The organism is Gymnodinialimonas phycosphaerae (assembly GCF_019195455.1).
Taxonomy (GTDB): domain Bacteria; phylum Pseudomonadota; class Alphaproteobacteria; order Rhodobacterales; family Rhodobacteraceae; genus Gymnodinialimonas; species Gymnodinialimonas phycosphaerae.
In genome coordinates this window covers 169,016-192,794 of record NZ_JAIMBW010000001.1, presented here as the reverse complement: position 1 = coordinate 192,794, position 23,779 = coordinate 169,016, and the positions used below count along the sequence as shown (strand labels likewise).

At 63.2% G+C, this 23,779-nt stretch carries 22 protein-coding genes; 2 read left to right on the top strand and 20 right to left on the bottom strand.

Going from position 1 to position 23,779, the window contains the following annotated elements; all coding sequences use genetic code 11:
* Positions 1 to 57 precede the first annotated feature (57 nt).
* From KUL25_RS00970 to KUL25_RS00930, 9 genes are all read right to left on the bottom strand, one after another.
* The gene (locus tag KUL25_RS00970) at positions 58 to 1,179 is read right to left on the bottom strand and encodes a Gfo/Idh/MocA family protein (protein ID WP_257891213.1); all 1,122 of its coding nucleotides are present in this window, start codon (positions 1,177 to 1,179) and stop codon (positions 58 to 60) included.
* Positions 1,176 to 2,249 (bottom strand): Gfo/Idh/MocA family protein, encoded by a 1,074-nt coding sequence (locus tag KUL25_RS00965; RefSeq protein WP_257891212.1) that lies wholly within the window; start codon positions 2,247 to 2,249, stop codon positions 1,176 to 1,178. The genes KUL25_RS00970 and KUL25_RS00965 overlap by 4 nt, the downstream gene beginning before the upstream one ends.
* A gap of 2 nt (positions 2,250 to 2,251) precedes the next feature.
* Complete coding sequence (locus KUL25_RS00960; RefSeq protein ID WP_257891211.1) at positions 2,252 to 3,280, bottom strand: ABC transporter permease; 1,029 nt, start codon at positions 3,278 to 3,280, stop codon at positions 2,252 to 2,254.
* Positions 3,277 to 4,215 carry an ABC transporter permease gene (locus tag KUL25_RS00955; RefSeq protein WP_257891210.1) on the bottom strand — a complete coding sequence of 313 codons (939 nt, stop codon included), beginning with the start codon at positions 4,213 to 4,215 and terminating at the stop codon, positions 3,277 to 3,279. The genes KUL25_RS00960 and KUL25_RS00955 overlap by 4 nt, the downstream gene beginning before the upstream one ends.
* Entirely contained in the window at positions 4,212 to 5,702 is a 1,491-nt protein-coding gene (locus tag KUL25_RS00950; protein WP_257891209.1) for a sugar ABC transporter ATP-binding protein, read from the bottom strand. Before KUL25_RS00950 ends, KUL25_RS00955 begins: the two co-directional genes overlap by 4 nt.
* Positions 5,703 to 5,812: 110 nt before the next feature.
* On the bottom strand, positions 5,813 to 6,835 hold the full coding sequence (locus tag KUL25_RS00945) for an ABC transporter substrate-binding protein (RefSeq protein WP_257891208.1): 1,023 nt from the start codon (positions 6,833 to 6,835) through the stop codon (positions 5,813 to 5,815).
* 48 nt (positions 6,836 to 6,883) lie between these two features.
* Positions 6,884 to 7,798 carry a sugar phosphate isomerase/epimerase family protein gene (locus KUL25_RS00940; protein WP_257891207.1) on the bottom strand — a complete coding sequence of 305 codons (915 nt, stop codon included), beginning with the start codon at positions 7,796 to 7,798 and terminating at the stop codon, positions 6,884 to 6,886.
* A gap of 2 nt (positions 7,799 to 7,800) precedes the next feature.
* Positions 7,801 to 8,961: a Gfo/Idh/MocA family protein gene (locus KUL25_RS00935; protein WP_257891206.1), complete on the bottom strand. Its 1,161-nt coding sequence runs from the start codon at positions 8,959 to 8,961 to the stop codon at positions 7,801 to 7,803.
* A gap of 9 nt (positions 8,962 to 8,970) precedes the next feature.
* Entirely contained in the window at positions 8,971 to 9,678 is a 708-nt protein-coding gene (locus tag KUL25_RS00930) for an SDR family NAD(P)-dependent oxidoreductase (RefSeq protein ID WP_257891205.1), read from the bottom strand.
* Positions 9,679 to 9,823: 145 nt separating this feature from the next.
* Between KUL25_RS00930 and KUL25_RS00925 the strand changes: the two genes are divergently transcribed.
* Positions 9,824 to 10,846, top strand: a complete 1,023-nt coding sequence (locus KUL25_RS00925; RefSeq protein WP_257891204.1) for a LacI family DNA-binding transcriptional regulator — start codon at positions 9,824 to 9,826, stop codon at positions 10,844 to 10,846.
* On the opposite strand, the gene KUL25_RS00920 is transcribed toward KUL25_RS00925, so the two are convergent.
* The 3 genes from KUL25_RS00920 to KUL25_RS00910 are packed head-to-tail and all read right to left on the bottom strand — an operon-like array spanning position 10,843 to position 12,974.
* On the bottom strand, positions 10,843 to 11,565 hold the full coding sequence (locus KUL25_RS00920) for an oxidoreductase (protein WP_257891203.1): 723 nt from the start codon (positions 11,563 to 11,565) through the stop codon (positions 10,843 to 10,845). The two genes, KUL25_RS00925 and KUL25_RS00920, sit on opposite strands and share 4 nt — an antisense overlap.
* Complete coding sequence (locus tag KUL25_RS00915) at positions 11,562 to 11,873, bottom strand: MocE family 2Fe-2S type ferredoxin (RefSeq protein WP_257891202.1); 312 nt, start codon at positions 11,871 to 11,873, stop codon at positions 11,562 to 11,564. The genes KUL25_RS00920 and KUL25_RS00915 overlap by 4 nt, the downstream gene beginning before the upstream one ends.
* Positions 11,874 to 12,974 carry a fatty acid desaturase family protein gene (locus KUL25_RS00910; RefSeq protein ID WP_257891201.1) on the bottom strand — a complete coding sequence of 367 codons (1,101 nt, stop codon included), beginning with the start codon at positions 12,972 to 12,974 and terminating at the stop codon, positions 11,874 to 11,876.
* 187 nt (positions 12,975 to 13,161) lie between these two features.
* On the opposite strand from KUL25_RS00910, the gene KUL25_RS00905 reads away from it, so the two are divergent.
* On the top strand, positions 13,162 to 14,160 hold the full coding sequence (locus KUL25_RS00905; protein WP_257891200.1) for a LacI family DNA-binding transcriptional regulator: 999 nt from the start codon (positions 13,162 to 13,164) through the stop codon (positions 14,158 to 14,160).
* Positions 14,161 to 14,181: 21 nt separating this feature from the next.
* Here KUL25_RS00905 and KUL25_RS00900 read toward each other — a convergent pair whose 3' ends face one another.
* From KUL25_RS00900 to KUL25_RS00865, 8 genes are all read right to left on the bottom strand, one after another.
* Complete coding sequence (locus KUL25_RS00900) at positions 14,182 to 15,135, bottom strand: dihydrodipicolinate synthase family protein (protein WP_257891199.1); 954 nt, start codon at positions 15,133 to 15,135, stop codon at positions 14,182 to 14,184.
* Positions 15,132 to 17,258 (bottom strand): xanthine dehydrogenase family protein molybdopterin-binding subunit, encoded by a 2,127-nt coding sequence (locus tag KUL25_RS00895; RefSeq protein ID WP_257891198.1) that lies wholly within the window; start codon positions 17,256 to 17,258, stop codon positions 15,132 to 15,134. Before KUL25_RS00895 ends, KUL25_RS00900 begins: the two co-directional genes overlap by 4 nt.
* Positions 17,259 to 17,351: 93 nt before the next feature.
* On the bottom strand, positions 17,352 to 18,614 hold the full coding sequence (locus KUL25_RS00890) for a TRAP transporter large permease (protein ID WP_257891197.1): 1,263 nt from the start codon (positions 18,612 to 18,614) through the stop codon (positions 17,352 to 17,354).
* On the bottom strand, positions 18,611 to 19,159 hold the full coding sequence (locus tag KUL25_RS00885; protein WP_257891196.1) for a TRAP transporter small permease: 549 nt from the start codon (positions 19,157 to 19,159) through the stop codon (positions 18,611 to 18,613). The genes KUL25_RS00890 and KUL25_RS00885 overlap by 4 nt, the downstream gene beginning before the upstream one ends.
* 75 nt (positions 19,160 to 19,234) lie before the next feature.
* A complete protein-coding gene (locus KUL25_RS00880; RefSeq protein ID WP_257891195.1) occupies positions 19,235 to 20,218 on the bottom strand; it encodes a TRAP transporter substrate-binding protein in 984 nt (327 codons plus the stop codon).
* Between the two features lie 96 nt (positions 20,219 to 20,314).
* Positions 20,315 to 20,857 carry a 3-hydroxyanthranilate 3,4-dioxygenase gene (locus tag KUL25_RS00875; RefSeq protein ID WP_257891194.1) on the bottom strand — a complete coding sequence of 181 codons (543 nt, stop codon included), beginning with the start codon at positions 20,855 to 20,857 and terminating at the stop codon, positions 20,315 to 20,317.
* Between the two features lie 93 nt (positions 20,858 to 20,950).
* Positions 20,951 to 22,321, bottom strand: a complete 1,371-nt coding sequence (locus tag KUL25_RS00870; RefSeq protein WP_257891193.1) for a glutamine synthetase family protein — start codon at positions 22,319 to 22,321, stop codon at positions 20,951 to 20,953.
* On the bottom strand, positions 22,318 to 23,631 hold the full coding sequence (locus KUL25_RS00865) for an aromatic ring-hydroxylating dioxygenase subunit alpha (RefSeq protein WP_257891192.1): 1,314 nt from the start codon (positions 23,629 to 23,631) through the stop codon (positions 22,318 to 22,320). Before KUL25_RS00865 ends, KUL25_RS00870 begins: the two co-directional genes overlap by 4 nt.
* Between the last annotated feature and the right edge of the window lie 148 nt (positions 23,632 to 23,779).

Genomic DNA, 23,779 nt, shown 5'->3' with positions numbered 1-23,779 from the left:
GTACCTACACCAGCCCCATGTAGCCCAAAACCCTCACCGAAAGCCTAACGCCCTGCCCTAGCTTTCCAATCGCCGCGCCCCGCCGATTTCGACTTCGCGTCCCGTCATCCGCGAGCGTACCGCCGCGAAGGCCATCGCCAGGCTGCGCAGGTTCTCCGCCGCGCCATTGGAGGGCTCGCGGTCCTCTTCGATGGCGCAAAGCAGCTCACCCATCGTGCCCTTGAAGCCATCGTTGAACCATTGCCCCGCCAGCTTGGGGTGCGCGACGCCTTCGGGCGTGGTCAGGGTAACGGTTTGCTGGCTCAGGTCCGGCCCGTCCGACACCATCGAACCCGCCGTGCCGCCCACAAACGTCGTGTCGCGGGGACCGTGGGGGATGCCACCATCGAATACAAGCGAGGCCTGCCCCCCATCCACCCGCACCATCGCTTGCGCCAGAAGCGGCACCTTGTTGGCCTGCCCCTGTGCGCGGGCCGCGCTGGCAAACACCGCTTCGGCCCGGTCCCCCACCAGTGAGTTGACGAAATCGAACCAATGGACCCCGAAATCATATAGGATCAGATCCTCGATCTCATCAAAGGGCGTTCCAGCCGTCCAGCCGTGGGTCCAATGGATCGCCAGATGAACGGACAGAACGTGTCCGATATGTCCGGCGCGTGCCGCTTCGCGCATGAAGGCAAAGTGCGGTGCCCAGCGGCCATTTTGGTTAACGGCCAGCTTCACGTCCTGGTCCTGCGCCAGTTTCACCAGATCGATCCCGGTATCCAGATCGGTCACGAAGGGCTTCTGGCTCAGCACATGTTTGCCGGCCTTCAGCGCGGCCTTGATGATTTCTGTCCGATGCTCCGGGTGCAACGTGATGTCGACGACATCGATATCGGGATTGGCAAGGATCGCCTGCCACTCATCCTCGATACGCGCGGCGGGGCAGTATTCAACGGCCTTTGCCTCCGCCTTGTCGCGGGTGCGGTTCCACAGTGCGGCCACCTCCCACCCCGCATCGCGGTAGGCGTCGAGGTGAGAGCCCGATATCCCACCGGTCCCGATCATCCCGATCCGAGGCTGGTATGTCTTGGGCATCGGCGGGCGATAGGCCACATCGGGCGCCGCGATTTCAGGCAGATCGGCGGCCTTGAGAGCATAAGTATCGCTGTCCGCTGCGTCCTTGGTATCGCTCATGGCAACAACTCCAACGTGCGTTTCTGCGCGGCAGAGGCCGCGGCGGTGTCGACAATGCGCTGCGCCGTCAGGCAGAGCGTCGGATCAAAGGGCCCGTCAGGCTTGGCCCCTTTGTCGATGAGATTGATGATATAGGCGATGGCATCACTGCGACCCTCGGGCAAGGGATCAACCGGGATGTCATGTTTTTCCGGTCGAACGCGGGTTTGAACCGTCACGGCGGGCGCGTAATCCGGGCTGCTGATGGTGCCTTCGCTGCCGACGAAGACAAAGCCGCACGTAGGCTGCGGGTTCACCGTCCAAGGGTCCGTAAAGGTGCCCCACCGCGTCTCCATCTTTGACAGGCCTTTGGCATAACGGATAACCGCGATGGCGTGCTGATCGACCTCGATCCCCGGCGTGTCGTCCACGGTACACGTGACCTCCAGCGGCGCCTCCCCCCCCATGTACCAAGTGCCAAGCGTTGCGCCGTAGCCCATGTAATCCAGCAAGCTGCCTCCGCCGGATGCGGCCTTGTACCACCAACTGTCGGGCTTCTGCGCCTCGACCTCCTCGGCGCTGACCTCTACCTTGTCGGCAAGGTGATAAAGGGGGCCGCGATTGCCGTCATAGAAATGCACTTCGCGCAACTCTCCAATCATGCCCTCGTCGATCAGGCGCTTGGCGGTAAGGTGTGATTCCACCCAAGCCAGCGGCCAGTTGATCGACATGATCTTGTCCGTCCCCGCCATCGCCTTGATCATCCGACGCGCGTTGTCCGCGCTATCGGCGAAGGGTTTTTCGACGTGGATATGGACACCGTGCGGGGCGAGACGTTCCGTCATCTCGGCATGATCCGCCGTCGCGCAACACAGGATCGCAAGATCATAGGGTCCAGCGGCCATGCAGGCATCGAAGTCGGTGAAAAGCGCGGGGGCGGGGACGCCAAAGGTCTCCGCCGCCGAGGCCATTTTCGCCGCATCCGGATCGTAGAGCGCCGTGATTTCCGCGTTCGGATGCGCGTCCACCATGCGCAGCAGATCGCCCATATGCATGTGGTCGAAACTGATGCCGACAACCTTGTATACCATGATTAACGCGTTCCTGTGATGCGCACGTAAAGTGCGGTGACGAGAAGGATGATCAGCCCGAAAAGGGCGATCCTTGCGCCCTCGGGCATTTGCAGCAGGGTCAGCATGGTGTCGATGACGCGCAGGATCAAGGCGCCGACGATGGCGCCGGCAAAACTTCCCCTTCCGCCGAAGATGGACGTGCCTCCGATGACCGCAGCAGCAACCGAGGGCAGCAGGAGCGGGTTCGCCAGCGACAGCGACGGCGTGCGGATCATGCCGAGATAAAGCAGACCCGCCAGCGCCGCGATCAGCCCCGACAGCGCATAGAGCGCAAGGAAAACCTGCCACGAACGCACACCGCTGAGCTTGGTGGTCGCCTCATTAGAGCCAAGAGCGAACAGGAGCCGCCCGAACCCGGTGTAGCGCATGAGGTAAAGCACCGCAGCGGCGAAGGGGATGAAGACGAAAAGCCCGTTGGGCATACCCAGCGTGCGCCCGGTGCCAAGCCACTCCAACGTCTCGGGGATCAGGGTGCCGGTCGAGATCACGAAGCGCTGATAGACCTGCAAGCAACCGGTCGCGATCAACCCGGTGCCAAGCGTCATGATCAGTGGATGCACCCGCACGACACCGACCCCGAAGCCATTCACCAAGCCCGCAACAACGCCCGTGGACAGCGCGACAAGGACGGCGGGCGTAGGGCCGATCAGCGGCGACAGAGTGGCGCAAACAAAGGCCGACACGGTGGCCAGGATGCCCGCGCTCATATCGATGCCCGCGGTCAACATCGTCAAGACTTGGCATGCGGCAAGCATCGCGAGGGGGATAGCAAACTTGATCAGGTTCCCGACCCAGAAGGTCGAGATGATCCCGTCACGCCCCGCACGGAAGGGCGTCACGATGCCGGGGCGCATGATCTCCAGCACGGCGATCAGCAGGAACAGGAAGGCGATCAGCGGGATGACCGGATTGTCGGCAAGAAAGCGGCCAAACCGCTTGAGGTCCGTCTCGACGCCTGCGTCGGCGTGAATGCGCGGTTGGTCGCTCATCTCTGCGCCCCCCTGTAGGTCAAGACGGCACCAAGCATCACGACGGCTACCATGATGACGCCCTCGACGATGGTCGTGACGTTGGGGTCAACGGCGGCTAAAGTCAGGATCGTGCGGATAATACGCAGAATGAACACGGCGATGATCGGGCCAAGCAAGCCCCCACGCCCGCCGCCCAGGACCACCCCGCCCAACACCACGGCAGCGACCGAGGCCAGCAGGTAGGGACCAGGCACCGGCTCTCCGATCCCGGTTAACATGATTAACGAAAGACCGCCCATGGCCGACAGGACGCCCGCCAAACCATAGGCGATGATCTTGGTTCGCGCCACGTTGACGCCGGATCTGAACGCCGCCAACTCATCAGAGCCGACCGCATAGATGGACAGCCCCAGCTTGGCACGGCGGATCGGCACCCAAACCAACGCTACCGCAACGCCCATGAAAATCAGGGCGTTAGGCACGCCCGGGATCATCGCGCCCGAGATCAACGTGCGCAAGGATGTGGCCACGGTGCCGCCCGGCGAGGTCAGGATCAACAACGCCACCCCTTCCCACACGAACAGCATCGCAAGCGTCACGACGATGTCGGGCACGCGTGTCAAAACGATTAACGCCCCGTTCAGCGCCCCCATGGCAAGCCCTACGATCAGCGTGATCAGTACCGCCGGCACTGGCCCCATGCTTTGCATCAGGACCGCCGCCGTCACACCGCAAACTGCCATCATCGAGGCGATGGAAAGGTCGATCCCGCCCACGATCACGACGATCGCCATGGCGGCGGTCGCAAAGGCGAAGGGCAAGGCCGCCCGCGCGAGGCTTTCAAGGCCGTTCGCCCCGAAGGTGGGTTGGATCAGCTTCGTGATCACCAGAAGGACGCACAACAGTGCGAGCAGGCCCAGCATCCACGCGTTTTTGCGCAACAGCCGGCTCATGAGGCGGCGTCCATCTCGGACAGCCCATAAGCCGCGCGCATCAGCGCCTCTTCCGTGGCCTCGGAGGCGTCGATCATGTCGACCACCCGACCGTTGAAAATGACGATGGCGCGGTCACAGGCCAACGGGATTTCCTCAAGTTCGGAGGTGTAGAACAACACCGCGGCGCCCTGCTCGGCCAACTCTCGAACCAAGGGATAAATCTGCCGCTTCGTGCGCACGTCAATACCGCGTGTGGGGTCGAACAACAGCAGCGTCTGCACCCCATGCGCCAGCCATCGCCCGATGGTCACCTTCTGCTGATTGCCGCCCGAAAGGCGCTGCACCTCACCTTGGGCGCGTGTGTCGATCTGTAGCTTTTCTATCGCATGATCAACGCGTTGACGTTCATGTTTGGACCTCAACGGGCCCCAGTCCCGCAACCGTGCAGAAAACGGCAAGGCGATGTTTTCACGCACCGAACGCTCCCGCAGAAGCGCCTCGGCCCGGTCACCAGGCACATAGCTCAATCCTGCCGCGATGGCATCGGCAGGGTGCGAGAAGTGCATCGGCGCACCATCCACCTCTAGCGTCCCGCTCGTGGGTTTGCGGTGGCCCGAGAGGACGTCAAACACCTCATCCTGCCCCTGCCCTTCAAGCGCAACGACGCCCAGAACTTCGCCGGGAAAAAGCTCGAATGACACGTCTTTGACCACCGGCGCCACCGCGATCCCCGCCGCACGCAGGCGCGGCACGCCCTTGTTCTGACGCGCCGCCCCGGTATCGCGTTTGTCGAGGCTCAACTTCGCGCCAAGCATCATCTCGACACAGCGATCTTCCACGCCCGGCTCGATCTTCAGATCGCCGACGGTCCGGCCGTCGCGCAGCACCGTGGCGCTGTCGCAAAGCTCGGCAATTTCGGTGAAGCGGTGTGAGATGTAGATGACGCCGCACCCCTCATCCGCCCGCGCCCGCACCACACGCAGGACGTTTTCCACAAGGTCCGTAGGCAAGGCGGCGGTCATTTCGTCCAACAGAAGGACATCCGGGTCACTGGCCAGCGCGCGGGCCAAATCAAGGATGCGCAGCGTCGCCAGCGGCAGGTCAGAGATCATGTCGTCAAGGCGTAAGCCCTTGATCCCCAACTCGTTCACCCAATGCAGAACGGCGTCGCCGGGCGTATCGCCAAGGCGCAAGTTGTCCGCAACGTCGAGGTCCGGGATCAGCGACGGTTCTTGATAGACCGGCACCAGCCCCGAGCGCCGCGCCTGCGCGGGGGAGCCGACGCGCGCGTCGTGCCCCCGGATCAGCACACGTCCCGCATCGGGCCGTAATGCGCCCGTCAGGATCTTCACAAAGGTCGATTTGCCTGCGCCATTGGCCCCCATCAGAGCCACGACTTCGCCGGGGGCCACACGCAGGCTAGCGTCGGTCAGCGCACGAACGGCGCCAAAGCTCTTGGCGACGCCCGTGGCATCCAACAGTGCCGTCTCATCTGAGCTGCCCATGAAGCCTCTGATTTTTATAAGTTTCTGGTCTGCCCGCCACATTATGACACGTGGCGGACAGAAGATCAGGACGTGTCAGCGACATCGTCACGGAACGTCACAAAGTCAGATCACCCCTCGCAGGCAATGATTTCGGCCATGGAGTAGTCGGTCCACCCGGGGATCGATACCGACACCGGCCACTCCGGGTCGAGATCGGGGTTCAAGGCGCCTGCGATGGTCTCTTGCCCCTCGGCGGTGGCATTCTCCCACAACACGGGGTCGACCAGGACGGTCGTCTCTGCCGGCGCATTGCCGTTCAGGATATCGACCGCCAGCGCGATGCCCGCGCCGCCCACGGAACCCGGGTTGGTTACGGCCGCCCCGGACAGGCCTTCGACTTCTGCCAAGTATTGCACGAAACCGGCATTATCCGCGCCCACGATTGGCACCAAGGGCGCGCCGGATTCCAGGAAGGCGTCCACGATCACGTTGTCGATGCCGCTTGTCCAGACACCGTCGAAGGGGATGCCGGTGGCCAGGAAATCAAACATCTGCTGCTTGCCCTGGTCCTGCTGCCAGCCGGTGAACACCTCGTGCACGACGCTGACGCCGGGGAATTCGGCCAAGGCGCGCTGGAAGCCGTTGTCGCGGTCCGTGTCAGCCGAGACACCCGCGATACCGCGCATGTAGACGACCTCGCCCTCGCCGCCGATCTGCTCGAACAGCCAGCGCGCGCCGAGGTAGGCATATTCTTCCTGGTTGTTGGACAGGATGTAAGCGCCCTCGGCGGTGACGCCTGCGTCAACGGCCACCACGACGATGCCAGCCGCAATCGCGGCATCCAGCGCCGAGTTCAGGGCGTCGGGGTTGGCGGGGTTCAGGACGATCGCGTCGACGCCCGCCTCGATCAGGTTGTTGAGGTCCTCCAACTGGCCTGCCGCGTCCGTGTTGCGGTGCGCCACGATCAAGCCCTCGACGTCGGCTTCCGCCGCCGCCTGCGCGCGCATGGCGCAAATCATCTGTTCGCGCCAGCCGTTGCCCTGCACGGTGTTGGACACACCGATGGTGTAGGGCCCTTCAGCCAAGGCCATTCCCGACATCGCGGGGATTGTCATCGCCACGACGGCGGTGGTTGCAAGAAGTCTCTTCATGTCTCTCTTCTCCCTGTTTAATTCATATTTCGCAGTTACTTGCACCGCTTACTTGATGTACGGTGCCAGCAAGTCCCGGGCCAGAAGGAAGCCGCGTTTTACGCGTTCCTCCGTGCCCTCGAAGTCTCGATCCTCGTGTTCGATGATGACGGGTCCGTCGTAGCCAGCACGGTAAAGGCCCGAGAAGAAATCGCCCCAGTCGACGTCGCCAAGGCCGCACAGCCGCGGGATCTGCCACCCCATGCCGGTCGACATTGTCCCGTTTTCATAGAGCCCATCGCGGTCGACCATGACGTCTTTTGCGTGCACATGGGCCATCTGTCCCCCAAATTCCTTGATGAAACGGGTCTGGTCGATGAACTGCCAGATCAGATGGGACGGATCGAAGTTCATACCGACCGCGTCGCCCCATTGCTCGAAAATACGCCGCCAGATCCTGGGGCTGTAGGCGATGTTGTGCCCGCCCGGCCATTCGTCATAGCTGAAGATCATCGGGCAGTTCTCAAAGCACAGCCGCACGCCCGAGGCCTGGGCATGGGCGACGATCGGATTGAAAATCTCGATCGCGCGCGTCCAGTTTTCATCGACATTCAGGCTGCGGTCACCGCCGACGAAAGTATTAACGACTGGCACCTCCATGGTGCTTGCCGCCGTGATCACCTTCATCAAGTGGCCAGTGACCTCTTCGCGGTGACCTGAATCCGCATGAAGCGGGTTGGGATAATAGCCAAGGCCCGAGATACTTATCCCCCGATCCGCCAACCCGGATTTGATATCAGTGGCTTGGCCTGTGGATAGTCCATCCACATCAATATGCGACGTACCGGCATAACGTCGTTTCTCTCCGCCCGAGGCGGGCCAGCAGGCGACCTCCATGGCGGAAAACCCGCTTTTCCCCGCCCAGGAAGCGACGTCCATCAAGTCCATGTCCTCGAACGGAGCGGTTAATATCCCCAATTCCATTGCTATCCCCCAACCTCGTCCAAACGCACCCAACGCTCTTCTCGCGCGGACATTACCACCGCATCGCAAAACCGCATCTCGTAGTGGCCATCTTCAAACGTCGCCCAGGTACTGCCATCCTGCCGGGATCCAACTTCAACGTCCGCGTACACTGCCTTGAAAAAATTGAAGAAGCTGTCGGCAAAACCTTCGACATGGCCCGGCGGCAAGGTCGCAGCCGCGGTGCCCGCGGCATTCATCAAGGTGAAGTCGCGCATCAATGTCTCATTGGCGCGATCCCGGTGGCCGATGAACAGATGATCCGGCGTCTCGCTGTCCCAAGCGGCGCTGGCGGCAGATCCCGCGACGTCCCATTGCAACGAATTCTTCCGTCCCATGTTGATCTGCGAGGTGGACATCACCCCCCGCGCGCCGTTGGCATATCGGATCACGATCATCGCCGCATCGTCGGTGGCAATCGGCACGGCTTGCGTCGCGCCTGCCGCCGCACTGAAGGTTTCGACCGGGCCGGTGGGCCGCGCGCGTTCGGGGATGAAGGTCGCCAACTCCGCCATCACCGCTTCGGCTTTCAGGCCCGTGACAAAGCTGGTCAGGTCCACCCAATGGGTGCCGATATCCCCGACAGATCGCAAGGCACCGCCCTCTTCCGCCACCAAACGCCAGTTCCAATCGGTCGGCTTTGCAAGCCAGTCCTGATGGTAATGCCCTGAGATAAAACGGATATCCCCAAGGTCTCCGGCGGCGACCATCCCGTGGGCCTGCTGGTTCAACGGATAGAAACGGATGTTGTAACAAACCGCCGCGACCTTGCCCGAGGCACGGGCGACCGCGACCATGTCGGCGCTTTCCTCGGATGTCATGGCGAGGGGTTTTTCGCAAATCACGTGCTTGCCAGCACGCAGGATCGCCAGAACCTGTGCGTAATGGGCGTGGTTGGGGGAGGTCACATGGACAACATCGACCGTATCATCGGCCAGCAGTTCAGCCAGATCGCCATAGGCCTTGGGCACCCCCATCTCGGCCGCGCGTTGGGCGCCTCGGGCGGCCGAAGATCCCAGCACGCCGCGCACCTGGACGCCCAGGCGAAGCAAGGCCTGCGTGTGGACCGTGCCGATGAAACCTGTCCCGATCACCGCCGCGCCGATCTTCGCGAAATCTGTCATAAGCTCCTCTCAAACAACGGAATAACCTCCGTCCACCGGGATTGTGGCCCCGGTCATGAAGCAGGCCGCATCGCTGGCCAGGAACAGGGCCACCCCGGCGATATCCTCGGGCTTGCCCCAACGTCCCATAGGGGTGCGCTCCTCGATCGCGGCGGTGAACGCCGCGTCCTCGCGGGCGCGGGCCGATTGTTCGGTCACGATGAAGCCGGGCGCTATGGCATTGACGCGGATATTGTCGTCCGCCCAGGCGATGGCGAGGGATTTGGTCAGTTGCTCTACCCCCGCCTTGGACGCGCCGTAGGCCGGGTTCCGAGGAGAGCCGAAACGGGCATACATCGACGCCACGTTGATGACGCAGCCGCCCTTCAGCGCGCCGTGCAACGCTTCGGCGCAGCGCAGAGATCCGACCAGATTGACGTCAAGGACATGGGCAAAGAAGCCCGGATCCATCTCTTCGCCACGCTTGGTAATGGCAGCGCAATTCACAAGGATATCAAGTTGTTGCACGCGCGCTGCAAAGGCGCGAACGGCGTCGGTGTCGGTGACATCCAACTGCGTGTATCCGAACCCCTCATCAGGGTCCGGCGCCGCTTCAACGCCCGTGATCTGCACCTCCGCCCCCGCATCGCGGAAGGCCTGCGCAATGGCCGTGCCTATTCCGCCGCGGCTGGCACCTACGACCAGCACCAAGGCACCGTCAAACGCGCCGTCACTCATGTGTTGGAATGGCTGATCAAAGCCTCCCCCCTCTCCCTGATTCCTGCCACGCGAATTTTCCGCTTTGTCCGCAATGAAATCGATTACATACTCGAACCACACAGAGATTCGAGTCAAGATGTATTTCCCTCTTTGCGAAGGCCCGATGGCTCAGAAAAGCGCAACCATTCAGGACGTGGCGACAGTGGCCAAAGTCTCGACCGCCACGGTCAGTCGGGCATTGTCGAACCCGGGCCTTTTGTCGGACAGCACCCGCGAGGCGGTGCTGGAGGCCGTGCGGACGACCGGTTACCGCGTCAATCTGGCCGCGCGGAATCTCAGGATGCAGCGCGCGGGCGCGGTCCTGATCCTTGTGCCGAACCTTGGAAAACCCTTCTATTCCCAGATCTTGCAAGGTATTTCCGATGGTTTCGCGGGCAGCGATTATGCCGTGCTGATCTCGGACACCGAAAGCCGACCGCTCCATGAGGCCGAGCTTGCCGGCAATTTCACCAGCGGCCGGATCGACGGCGTCGTATCGCTTGACGGCGGCTTGAGCCCTGCCGTGCTGGATGCGTGTCGGGCGGCGGATGTGGACGGGCGCATCGTCTTCGCGTGCGAATGGGTGGACGGCTATGCCTTCCCCTCGATCCAATCGGACAACGCCGAGGGCGCACGATTGGCGATCCGGCATCTGGCGGATCTGGGCCACCGCAAGATCGCCCATATCACGGGGCCGGAGGGTAATGTACTTACAGCCGTCCGACGGCGCGGAATGATGGAGGAACGCGCGCGGCTGGGACTTCCGGCGCGCGAGGATTGGATCATCCGGGGGGACTTTTCTCTGCAATCGGGCCATGAGGCCGCCACCAAAATCCTTGCCATGAAGGATCGCCCGACGGCTGTCTTTTGCGCCGCCGATACTGTTGCCTTCGGGCTGATCGCCGGGTTGCAGGCGGGGGGCGTGAGGGTGCCCGCTGATATCTCCGTCGTAGGCTTCGATGATATTGATATGTCGGAGTTTTATGTGCCCGCCCTTACGACGATCCGGCAGGATCGCGTGCGTTTGGGCCGAACCGCCGCCGCGCGGCTGCTGGAGCGGATCGAAGCACCACAAGACGCGCCCCAAGCGGAGGTTCTCTTGCCGGTAGACCTTGTGGTGCGCGCCTCCACCGCGCCACCGCCCTAGGGCGGTGCGCCAGGCACCCATTGTTCAAGATCGACGCTGACGCCCGTCATCGGGATCGAGGCATCCGACAGCATCCAGATCGCTTGCGCCGCGCATTCCTGCGCCGTCACAAGCTGCCCAAGCGGCTGCTGCGCAGCCTGTTCGTCCAGCCATTCCGCGCCCTTTGGCGCGTGCAAGGCACGCTCCGTTTGAGTTGCAACCCAGCCGAGATTAATGCCGTTAACCCGTATGCGCTCCGCCATATGGGCCTGCGCCGCGTTCTTCGTCAGCACCTGCAACGCGCCCTTGCTGGCGGCGTAAATCGCCAGATCCGCCGCGCCACAATGGGCGTTCATCGATTGAATATTCACGATCGCCCCCGGCGCGGCCCGCGTGCGCAAATGGGTGATCATCTCGGCCATCAAGAAAAACGGCGCGCGCAGGTTCACCGCCATGACCGCATCAAACCGCGCGAGGTCCGCATCGACAAACGACGCGCGCGTCGTAACACCCGCCGCATTCACCAACCCATCCACCCGGCCAAAGCGCGCCACGGCCTTGGCGAAAACCTCCGCCGGGGCCTTGGGCGTCGCCAGATCAGCCGTGATGCCGCCGGGCACCTCGTCTCGATCCACGCCGATCACCTTGGCCCCTGCCCCTTCGCAAGCCTCCGATATTGCCGCCCCGATACCGCGCGCAACGCCCGTCACAAGCACCACCTTGTCGCGCAGATCCGTCACAGTTGAACCTGGATCCGGCCGTCCTCTACCCGTGCTGGATACGTCGCCAAGGCCACGCAAGCCGGCGTGCGCAGGGCCGCGCCAGTCTTGTAGTTGAAGCGCCCGTTGTGCTTGGGACACTCGATCTCATCTTCCAGCACCAACCCATCGGCCAGATGCACCTGTTCGTGGGTGCACAGCCCATCGGTACAGAACGGCGCGCCGTCCTCGTCACGGTAAACGGCAAAGGTCCGCCCGCCGTGATCGAAGCGGATCACGTCTTCCTCTTCCACATCATCCAGCGCACAGACATCGATCCAATCGCTCATTCAACTTACCTCCGGTAGGGCATCGGTTCCGTGGAATTCCTCTCGGTACGGGCGCGCCGTAGGCGGTAGCGCGCGCCGCACGAAGTAGCCGGGCTCTGTCCGTTGTCGACGCAGGGCCTCCAACATCTCGGCATAGGCATGGGGGATCGAGGGGTTCGCAGGCGGCAGATCATCCTTGATCAACTCATGCAGCGCGGGCAGCGCGTGGTAAGGGACCATCGGGAACATGTGATGTTCGACGTGATAGTTCATGTTCCAGTAAAGCCAGCGGCTGATCGGGTTCATGTGGACGGTGCGCGAGTTCAGACGGTGATCCAGCACATCCTCAGCCAGACCGCCGTGTTGCAACAGGCCCACCAGCACCATGTGCCACGTCCCGTAGATGCGGGGGCCGCCGATCAGCATCAGCGGCAGAAGGGACCAGCTGAGCAGCGCCCAAAGCACCGCCGCCAGATGGATCGCCACGAAGATGCGCGCCCAGTGGGTGACCTGCGGGACCTCACTGGACGGGATGTAATTCGCCTCGTCCGGCGTCAGCCGTCCCCGGGCTTGCCGTACCAGGATCGCGAAATGCTGGAACACGTCGGGCAGGCCGATGAACGCAAGCGCCTTGCGGGCGATGTCGGGCGGGCGCATGAACGCGATCTCGGGATCGCGGCCGACGATGATGGTGTCGGTGTGGTGACGCGCGTGGCTCCACCGCCACGCGATGGGGTTTCGCATCACCATGAAACTGGCGAGGGTGTAGACCCAATCGTTCTTCCACTGGGTCTTGAATGCCGTGCCGTGCCCACACTCATGCCAGCGCGAGTCGCAGGCCGAGCCATAGAGCACACCGTAGACCGCAAAGAACGGCACGCACCACCAAGTGCCCCAAGTCAGAACGCCACATAGACCGGTCAGCGCCATCAAACCCAGCCAGATCAGTGTATCGCGGGTCGCCACGGCGTCGTTGCGGCGCATCAGGCCCTTCATGACCTTGCGCGGCACCTCCGTGTGATACCATTGCGCAGACGCCAGCCCCAACTCGATCGCTCGGGCACCCTCGGCTCCGGTCAGCCCATAATCGCGTGCGGGCGCGGTCGTTGTTTCGGCCGTCATGTCGGCATGTCCTCCCCTGAGGGGGCCAGTATATGAGGTAATTTGACGAAATCAAATCATCATTGATCGCGGTCGCCAGGCTGGTGAAGTCGCTCTGTTACAAGACAGATGTCGTTTTATGAACGCACAATAGCGCGATCTTCAACTTTGTGTTGCGCAACGCATCACATCATTTTACATCATTCCTATGAGACCAACCCTTGCAGATCTGGCGGAAGAGGCGCGCGTTTCCACGGCAACGGTGGACCGGGTTCTGAATGATCGGCCCGGCGTCTCGGCCCGAACGCGGCAGCTGGTGCAAAACGCTGCGCGCGCCATCGGCTACCTTCCTGCGGCAGAGCCCGCGCTCACTCCCGCCAGACTGGTTGCCTTCCTGCCCGAGGGGACGAACGATTTCATTGCAGAGCTTCGCGACCACATGATCGCCGAGGCCGAGGCCATGCCGGGTGTCCATCTGACTCTACCCCCCATCGCCGGCCTGGAAGCAAGCGCCATGGCCGAGGCCCTGACCGATGTCGGAGACGTCGATGGGGTGGCGCTGGTGGCGATCAGCCATCCGCGCGTCCACGACGCGCTCATGCGCCTGTCAGCGCGCAACATCCCCGTCGTCACGCTGCTCTCGGATCTGCCCGACACGCTGCGCCGCGCCTATGTCGGCATCGACAACCTGCGCGCGGGTCGGTTGGCGGCCGAGGTCATCACACGGTTCCTTGGCCGCAACCCTACCGGGAAAGTCGCCCATTTCGCGGGGTCTTTGACCTATCGTGGACATCAGGAACGGGACGTCGGCCTGCGGCAGTACTTGGCCGAAGAGGCGCCGAAGTTGGAGCTGCTGGAGGTGCGCGAAAGCGGTGACGATCCTGACCGTGCCTTCGCGCAGGCCGCCGAGAACCTGGCGCGCCACCCCGAGATCTGCGCGATTTACAACGCCGGGGGCGGGACCACCGGCATCGCCCGGGCACTGCAAGACAGCGGCCATGCCGCCCGCATCGTGTTCGTCGCCCATGATGCGACCGACGCCAACAAGGCGATGCTGTTGGACGGCACCCTTGACGCGGTCATTGACCAGAATGCCAAGCGCGAGGCGCATGAGACCCTTGCGACGTTGGCCGCCGCCGCACGCGGCCAAACCCGCATCCCGACCCAACCCCGGTTGCACTTGATTCTGAAAGAGAACATCCCCTAACGCGCGGTGCCGCCGATGGCGTCAGACCCGCAAACCACTGGCCGCGAATGCCGCCCGTGTGGCGGCCTTTTCGGCCTCGGTCAGATCCAGCATCGGCGGACGCACACCGCCGCCGACTTGCCCCAAAAGCTCCTGCCAGTATTTGCCGTGGGCTTGCGGCTTGTCCGCTGGTTTCGTGCGCCGAAACGCCTCGCGCACCGGATCAAGGCTGTCACGGACCCGCCGCGCCTCGGCAAAATCGCCAGCGAACGCCAGCCGGGTGTATTCGTTCATCCGCTGATCCGCCTTGGTCTGGATCTGGTAGGGTGGCGATGAACAAAGATAGAGCTGCCAACCCAACTCCTCGATATTGTCCAGCCACGCGCCCTCATCGGCGGTGGAGACATGGATCTTGTCCCCGGCCAACTGCGTCAGCTCTACATACAAAGGGCGCGGAACCGAGTATTTGATCGCCACGATATTAGGTAGTTCCGCAATCCGCGCGCATAGCTGGGGGGACATCACATAGCCGCTGTCCGGATGGCTCCACATCGCGATGCCGATGTCGACCCGCTCGCAGATCGCTTTGTAGTATTGATACAGCATTTCATCCTGCTGACTGACGAAATGCAGTACCGGCGCATGGACCACGACATAATCGGCACCGCAGTTCTGGGCATGCAACGCCAGTTCCACCACCGTCTCGAAGTTCTGGTCCGAGGCCGAAAAGATGGTGCCCGCCGTGTCGCCACATTCGTCCACCGCCACCTCGATATTCCGCTTCCGCTCCTCCAGCGTCATCGAGAAGAACTCCCCCTGCTTGCCCGCAATGAAAAGCCCCGCGATGGACAGGTCATCCACCCAATGGCGAATGTTTGACCGGAAGCCCTCCTCATTGAAGGACCCGTCCTCGCGCCATGGGTTCAGACAGGCGGCCCAAATGCCCTTGAAGTGCTCTCGGGCGTGATCCTTGGCATCCAAGCGTCTGTATTTCATCGGATTTCCTTCTCTGCGGTGGCGATGGCCGACCAAACCTTGCAGGGCGTCAGCGGCATGTCCAGATGCTGCACCCCAAGCGGTTGCAGCGCATCCAGAACCGCGTTCAGGATTGCGGCTGGCGCACCGATGGTGCCCGCCTCGCCTACGCCCTTCACGCCTAGCGCGTTCAGCGGGCTGGGGTGTTCCGACCCCTCGATGGAGAGGGGCGGCATATCGGCGGCGCGCGGCAGGGCGTAGTCCATCAGGCTTCCGGTCAGAAGTTGTCCGTCCGCGTCATAGGCCACCTGTTCCATCAGCGCTTCCCCGAGGCCTTGGGCGAAACCGCCACGGATCTGCCCCTCCACGAAGGCCGGGTTCAACACGCATCCCACGTCGTCGAAACAAGCGGCCTTGGTGATCGTCACCGCGCCCGTCTCGCGGTCCACATCGACGGCGACAATCGTGACGCCGTAGCCCCACGCCTGCCCCTCATTTTCATAGCGCACGTCTTCGATCATCGGCAGCGCTTCGCCGCCGAGGCGCCGTGCGTACAAGCGCTCACAGGCCACGAACACCGCGCTGCCGCCAACGGCCGTCCCGCGTGAGGCCACCGCGCCGATCCCCGCCGGGCACGTCGCCGTATCGCCCTGCCGGATGACCACGTTGTCGGCCGAGACCCGCAACACGTCCGCCGCGATCTGCGCATAGGCCGTTTCGCGTCCCTGGCCTTGACTGGACGAGCCGCTGGCCACCTCGACGCTGGTCTCGGACCAGGTGACGCGCGCGGTCTCGAACCCTTCGCCCGACGGCTCCAGGTAGAAGGCGACACCGATCCCAGACAGCCCACCGCCGTCGCGCTTGCGCGCCCGACCCGCAACCAGCGCAGGGTAATCGACCGCAGCCGCGGCATCTTGCAACACAAGCGGATAGTCCCCAGAATCGAGGAGGTTTCCAGTGGCGGTCCGCACCGGAAGCGCGCCGGAAACATGCACGTTGCGCGCCCGAAGGGTGAGGGGATCCAGCCCCGTGGCACAGGCGGCCTTGTCGACCAATCGCTCCATCAGGCACGCCGCCTCGGGGCGCCCTGCCCCGCGATAGATGCCCACGGGCGCGCGCGTGTCCGTTGTGGCAACGGTCTGGATATCCACTGTCGGAATGTCATAGCCCCCCGGCAGGATGCGCGCCGCGTTCCACGCCGGCACCAGCCCCGAATTCGGCACCCAGGCGCCCAAGGGCGCATGCACCCGTGCCTCCAACGCCAGAAATGTGCCGTCGGCCGCCACGGCCAACCGGCCCCGCGTCTGCAACCCGCGCCCGTGGGTGGCTGATAGAAAATCCTCGCCCCGCGTCGCCGACCACCTGACCGAGCGGCGATGGTACACCGCCGCCCAAACCGCGAAAACGTCCTCTGGATAGAGGGACCCCTTCATGCCGAACGCCCCACCCACATCCGGGGCGATGACCCGCAAAAGGTCTGGCGACACACCTAGGATCTGCGCCAACTCGGACCGGGCCCGATGCGGTGTTTGCGTGGAAAGCCAGACCGTTACCCCCTCGGACGTCCAATCCACCGCAATCGCCCGAGGCTCCAGCGGTGAGGGCGCAAGCCGTGGGTGCTGAATGCTGACTTCCACCACGTGGGCCGCCTGCGAGAAGGCCAGCATAGGGTCGCCCGTGCGCCACTGCCGGGTGGCGACAGGGTTGCGCGGCGGCGCGTCGGATTCCGCAATATCGACCCAAAGCGCCTCGACCCCGTCCTGGGCCGCATGGGGCGTTTCGGCCAGAACAGCGGCAATCGGTTGCCCCAGGCCGTTGACCACGGGCCCGGACAGGATCGGATATTCCGGCGTGCGGTGCAGGGGTAGCACGGGGTTGATCGTCAAGGCACCCAGATCGCTTACATCCTGTGCGACATGAACGCCAACAACGCCGGGGACCGCCAGCGCGTCAGCAACGTCGAGGGGCGCCAGCGTTCCATGGGGGATTGGACTGCGCAAGAAGGCCAGGTGCAGCACATCATGCAGCCCCACATCACCCACGTAACGCCCTTCCCCCCGCAGCCGATCAGCGGCGCGGCGATCCACCGGTGAGGTGCCCATTGCGTAAGAGGTGCGGTCCAGCATCGCGCGCAATTCAACCACGATATCCGGGCGATTGGAAATCTATTGTCCGATGCCCGCCCATCCTTTTCGGGCATCGTGAGCAGGACACCATTTACGTGCCGCCCCCCGTGCCTAGTCGATCAACGCCGTCGACAGCGCCGGGAAATAGCTCAGCAGGATCAGAACACCCGTGACGGCCAGAAGGAACGGCCACAGGGCGCCCAGGATTCGGCCCGTCGGCGTCTCGGACATTGCGCTTGCGATGTAGAGGCCGACGCCCACGGGCGGCGTCAGCAGCCCCAGCACCAGATTCAGGGAGATCACGACGCCGAACTGATAGGGGCTGATCCCGTAGCTGTCGATTGCGATGGGCAGAAGGATCGGCGTCACCAGAATGATCGCCGCGATGCCGTCGATCAGCATCCCCACGAACAGCAGAGCAAGGTTCACGATCAACAGGAACACGAAGGGGTTCTGGGTGATCGTGGTGATCAATTCAGCCAGTCGCTGCGGCAAGGCCTCGTAGATGATGACCCAGCCAAAGACGTTGGCGGCGGCGATCATGAAGATGATCAGCGCCGCGTTCAGCGCCGTGCGCTTGAACATTTCGAACAGCTTTGCAGGCTTCAATTCGCGATAAAGCAGCCACCCCAGCAGAAATGCCACCACGCTTGCCACGGCAGCGGATTCCGTCGGCGTGGCGATGCCGCCGATGATGCCGCCGATGATCGCCGCCGGGATCAGCATCGCGGGCAGCGCATATAGCACCGCGCGCCGGGCCTCGCGCGCGACCATCCACTCGCCTTTCGGGAACTGCTGGCGCAATCCGATCAGGGCTATGACACCTGCGAAACAGGCCGACAGGATCAGGCCCGGAATAATGCCCGCCAGGAACATGTTGCCGATGGGGATCTGCGCCAACACGCCAAAAATCACGAACAGCATCGAAGGCGGGATGACCGGCGCCAGAAGGCCGCCTGCCGCCGTGGTGGCGGCGGCGAAGCCTCGATCATAACCCTCTTTCTCCATCGCGGGCACCATGGCGCGTGACATCACGGCGATCTGCGCGGCGGCTGATCCGACAATCGCCGCCATGAACATGTTGGCCAGCAGGTTGATATAGGCCAGCCCGCCCCGAAACCCGCCCACGAAGACGCGCGCGGCGTTGATCAGGCGGCGGGTCATGCCGCCCTCATTCATCAATTCGCCGGTCAGCATGAACAGCGGAATGGCCAGCAACCCGTAGCTTTCTATCCCCGAGAACATGCGCTGCGCGAAGCTTTCATAAAGGATCGTGTTGTCGCTCTCCCAGATGTACCAGATCGCCGTCAGCGACAGCACAATGGCGACGGGAACGGCCAGCAGCAGCTTGACGAAGAAAAGAACGGGGGTCACGCCTGCACCTCTGCCTTGGTCGTGCCCGGCGGGCTGAAATTCAGCAGATGCGCTGTGGCGTGCAAGAATACCCCAAGGGAAAACAACGGCATGACCAGCCAGATGATCCATTTCTGGATACCGATGGTGCTGGTCGGTTCCGCGTAGATGAAGTTGAAGGTGGCACGCTGAAAGGCCATCGTTTCGAAGCCCGCCTCTGCCAAGGCCAGCGGCATGTACCAGCGCCAGCAGAAATAGATCATCGCGCAGGCGAACGCGAAAACGGCCACATCTACCAGCTTCGCCGCCACCCGTTTCGCGCCCTCTGGCAACGGGTCCGTCAGGACCGTGATGGCGACTTGCTGGCGCGACGCGATCGCCGCCGAGGCGCCCAGAAAGGTCATCCAGACCATCGTGTAGATCGCCGCCTCATCCACCCAGTAGATCGCGTTTCCGGCGGAACGTGTCACGACATTCAGCAAGATCAGAAGCGTCACGCCAACGGCAAGGACGGCGGCGACTGCCAACTCCACCCGCGCCCACGCGCCAGAGACTCTTTGCAACATCCCGTCAGCCCTTCCGCAGGAAAAAGGATGCGCAGACCTTGGCCTGCGCATCCCCTAAGCACTTGCAAATGCGAATTATTCCAGCTCTGCCGCCGCGGCACGCAGGGCGGTCAGCGTGTCGCCCGCCCGGTCGATCCAGGTCGCCTCCCACACGGTGATGGCGTCGCCGAAGAATTCGGGCCCGGCCTCGATGTAGGTGATGCCGGTGCCGCGGATCTGCTCCAACCACGGCCCGTCACGCTCGGTGTAGGTGTCGAGCGTGCTGTCAACGGCGGCGGCCATCAACTCCGAGATCATCGCCTGATCTTCCGCGCTCAGCCCCGCCCAGACACGGCCCGACACAAGCGCCACCATCGGAAACATCATGTGGTTGGTCTCGATCATCGTGTCGGCATGCTCATAGTAGTTGAGGCCCCAGATCAGCTCGGCGTCCATGTCGATACCATCAACCTGCCCGTTGGCCAGCGCGTCAAAGACGGCGGGCAGAGGCATCGGCGTGGGCGCGGCCCCCAGCGCGTTGTAGAAATCGAGGTTCGCCTGGAACGGCGTGATGCGGATCTTCTGCCCCTCAAGGCCAGAGGCATCGGCGACATCGCCGTTCGTCAGGATCTGCCGCATGCCCGCACTGCCGTAGCCAAGGCCCACGACGCCGACGGCTGCAGGCAGCGTGTCCAGCATCGCCCGCGCCGTGTCCGAGCGCAGAAGCGCGGCGGCGTGGGCGATGTCATTCGTCAGGTAGGGCGCATAGAACGCGCCAAACTCTTCCGCGCGGTTGGAAACCTCGGCCACCGTCATGAACGCCATGTCAAGCGCGCCGGTTTGCAACTGCTGCAACATCTCGGCCTCATTGCCCAACTGACGGGCGGGGAAAACGGTGACGGTGTGCGCGCCGCCGGAGGCCTCGGACAGCGCCTCTCCGAAGTCCTGCGCGGCCAGCGTCCAGACGTGGGGTGGAGGCGTGATCAGACCAAGCCGGAATTCCTCGGCCCCGGCCTGACTGGCCGCGACGCCGGCGATGGCCATCGCCGCAGACGCCATGAGTGCGTTGATATGTTTCATGTTTCTCTCCCTTTCGGCCATGGGGTCTTGGCGCCCCGACCTTTCGTTAATGCGATTAACCAGCACGGTGCCGCATTTCCGGCACCCGCGCAATGTTCAGAGCGTGACCCACCCCTCGGGTGGTTCCTTGCCGGGATGCACCTCGCCGCAAGACCCACAGGTCCGCGCCTCTTCGGAGGTATAGAACGCCTGATAGACCGGGGGCAGATCATCGACGATGGATTTCAGCATCAATTCGGCCCGATGCACGAGGGATCCGCAATTGAAGCAATACCACTCGATCGCGTCAGCCGAGCCCTCTGGGCGCTTTGGCTCGATCACCAGACCAACGCTGCCCACCTGCGGACGCTGGGGCGAGTGGCGGACATGGGGCGGCAGAAGGAAGATCTCGCCCTCGCGGATCGGGACGTCGTAGAATTCCTCCCCGTCAAAAATCTTCAGGACCATGTCGCCTTCAAGTTGGTAGAAAAACTCTTCCACCGGGTCGTCGTGGTAATCGGTCCGCTTGTTCGGCCCGCCCACGACGGTGACCATCAGGTCCGCGTCCTCAAAGACCATCTTGTTGCCAACGGGCGGTTTGAGAAGGTGGCGATGTTCGTCAATCCAAGCCTTGAAGTTGAACGCGCGCAATTGGCTCATGTCGGGGCTCCTTTTGAGGTCAGCATCAGGTTTGGCCGGATCGCCATGCGGATCAAGGCAGTAGTTACGGGATAACTACAGAATCTTGCACCCTTACAACGTGGCGAAATACTCCGCCTGCTCCCAGTCCGAGATATGGGCCAGGTAGCGCTCCCACTCCGCGCGTTTCAGGGTGACCAGCCAGCGGGCCACCACCGGGGTCAGGGCCGTGCGCAGCATGTCAGAGGCCGCGAAGGCGTCAATCGCCGCGCCAAGGGTCGACGGCAGGTGTTGCCCCGTATCGCCGTAGGGTGTGGTCATCGGCGGCGGTAGCGTCCGGCCCGCGCGCAGCCCGTCGAGGCCCGACAGTAGCTGTGCAGCAAAGGCGAAATACGGGTTGGCGGAACTGTCTGGCAAGCGGTTTTCGACCCGGCTGGCGGGATCACCCGCTGCCGTGATCGCACGCACCATCGCGCCGCGATTGTCATGGGCCCAGCCAATATGGTTGGGGGCCAGTTGATGCGGCACGAAACGTTTGTAGCTGTTGACGGTGGGGTTGGTCAGCAAGCAACACGCATCGGCGTGGATCAGCAGCCCGGCAATCCAATGTGCCGCCATATCGCTTAATTCATTGGTCTTGGGCGTGAACAGATTGATGCCCGTCCGGTCGCACAGACTTTGGTGGATATGCCAGCCATTGGCCGCCGCATTGGGCAGCGCGGGCTTGGCCATGAAGCTCGCCAGCAGCCCGTAACGCGCGCAAATCTCCTTGGCCAGCGTCCGGAAATTCACCGCCATTTCCGCCGTGACACCGGGGCCTGCGGGCGCGAAGGTGAACTCGTATTGCGAGGGGCCCATCTCGATCTCGACCGAGCGGACGTCCATCCCCATCTCCTGCGCGGCGCGGCGCAGGCGGTCCAGCATCGGCTCGACCTCGGCGTAGCGGGTCTCGGTCAGGTATTGGGTGCCTTGGGTGGTGTTTTCGACCTGTGGCGGCGTGCCAGGCATGGTGGCGTCGCGCGGCGCCATCTGCGGATCAAGGACGCGAAAGATCTGGAACTCGATCTCCAACCCAAAGGTCGCCGCCAGCCCCTCCTCGGCCAAGGCCTCCTCGCAGCTTTGCAGCAGGGTGCGCGAGGCGAAGGGGATCGGCGCGCCGTCCAGCGTGGTGACATCGCAGTGGATAAGGGCTGAATGGGGCGCGTGCGGCCAGCGTTTGAAGCTGACGGGATCGGGGCGCAGCAGCACGTCCGAGGCCCCCTGCATCGGGGCCCCGCCTTCTGCCCAGACAGGGAATACCGTGCGGTGTGACATATCCTTCAGCAGCAGTGTCGAGGGCACACGGATGCCGTTTTTCAACGCCCCCTGCAACGCCGAGGCGGTGATCGTCTTGCCGCGCAAGATACCGTGAGGGTCGGTGAAGACGGTTCGGATCGTCTCGATCCCTTCCGCCGTTACAAAGGCCGAGATGTCAGAAGGCGTCAAACGCTTGCGTCCCAGCTGCACTGTCCACGACGCTCAAGATCCGCCGCCTCGCTGGCAGCGACCCAGTTGTCGTCGGGCGCAATGGCGTCGTTGGACAAGGGCCCGCGAATGGCCTCCGTGCCGCCGTTCTGCATCTTCAGCCCGCTGGCGTCCCCGGCCTCCACGGCCGCAATCGCGGCGCGCAACATGCGGCGGTATTTCACGATGCCCACGTCTGTCTTGCCAAGGTGCTCGAACCGCCGATCCTGAATGCGGCCCATCGATTCCACCGCCCATTGGTCATGGACGTTGATGTCCAACCCCATGCCCGTGTAAGTCAGTTTGCCCTGCTCCTCCGCGTCATAGCCGTAGTTATTGCGCGCGTTCTTGAGCGGCGCGTAATCGGGCAGGCGATGTTCTTCCAGCCGCTGATCGCGCATCTTCGCCTTGTCGACCGGCGCGCCGAAACTGGTGAACATGGAGTACCAATAACAGGTCTCATCATCGACGGGGACGTGCCACTGGGTGATCGTCATCTCGCGGCTCATCGGGATGCAGATCGCCTGAGGGAATATCTGGTTGGTGACACGCACATGGGTGCGTCCGTCGTCCAGATGGCGCAGGGCGGTCAACTTCAGGCCATAATCCGTCTCGTCCACGGTGATGTCGGGGCGGGGGTAGTCGCGCAGCAGTTTGGTCATGGGTATCTGCGTGTTGCCAGCGCTATCGCGGAACTGTTTGCCATAGCTGTCCGCCGGGTCCTCATCCTGTAGAAAACGGTGCAGGAACGAGGCATGGGCCGGGTCGATTCCCACCTCCATTGCTTGCAGCCAGTTGCACTCCCACAGACCCTTGAAGGCAAAAACGTGGCTCTCGGGCGCGCGGAAGCAGTCGAAATCTGCGAACTGCGGCGGGTCGCCCGGCCCCATATAGGCCCAGATGATCCCGTTCATCTCTCGCACCGGATAGGACACCGCGCGGATGTTCTCGTGCATGCGCGAGCCCTCGGGCTCTCCGGGTTGCTCCACACATTGGCCAGAGCAATCGAAGTGCCAGCCGTGAAACGGACAGCGCAATCCGTTGTCCTCCAGCCTGCCATAGGCCAGATCGGCGCCCCGGTGTGGGCAATGCCGCCCGATCAGACCCAGGGTGCCCCCCTCATCGCGGAACAGCACCAACTCCTCCCCCAGCAGTGTGACCGGCACCACGGGTCGGGCCCCCATCAACTCATCCGACAAGGCCGCCGGTTGCCAGTAGTGGCGCAGCACCGCGCCTGCGGGCGCCCCCGGTCCGACCCGTGTGATCTGGTCGTTCATCTCTTGGCTCATCATCGGCAGCAGGCCTCCCCTTGACTGAGCCGCAGCTTTTCCACGATTGCGGCCCATGTCAACGCGAGACAACGCGGATCACGCTTGCCATTTGAGACCATAAGTCTCAAAAACGACCAAGTGGTGGCCTTAAGGGCCGCGCGTTTTGGTC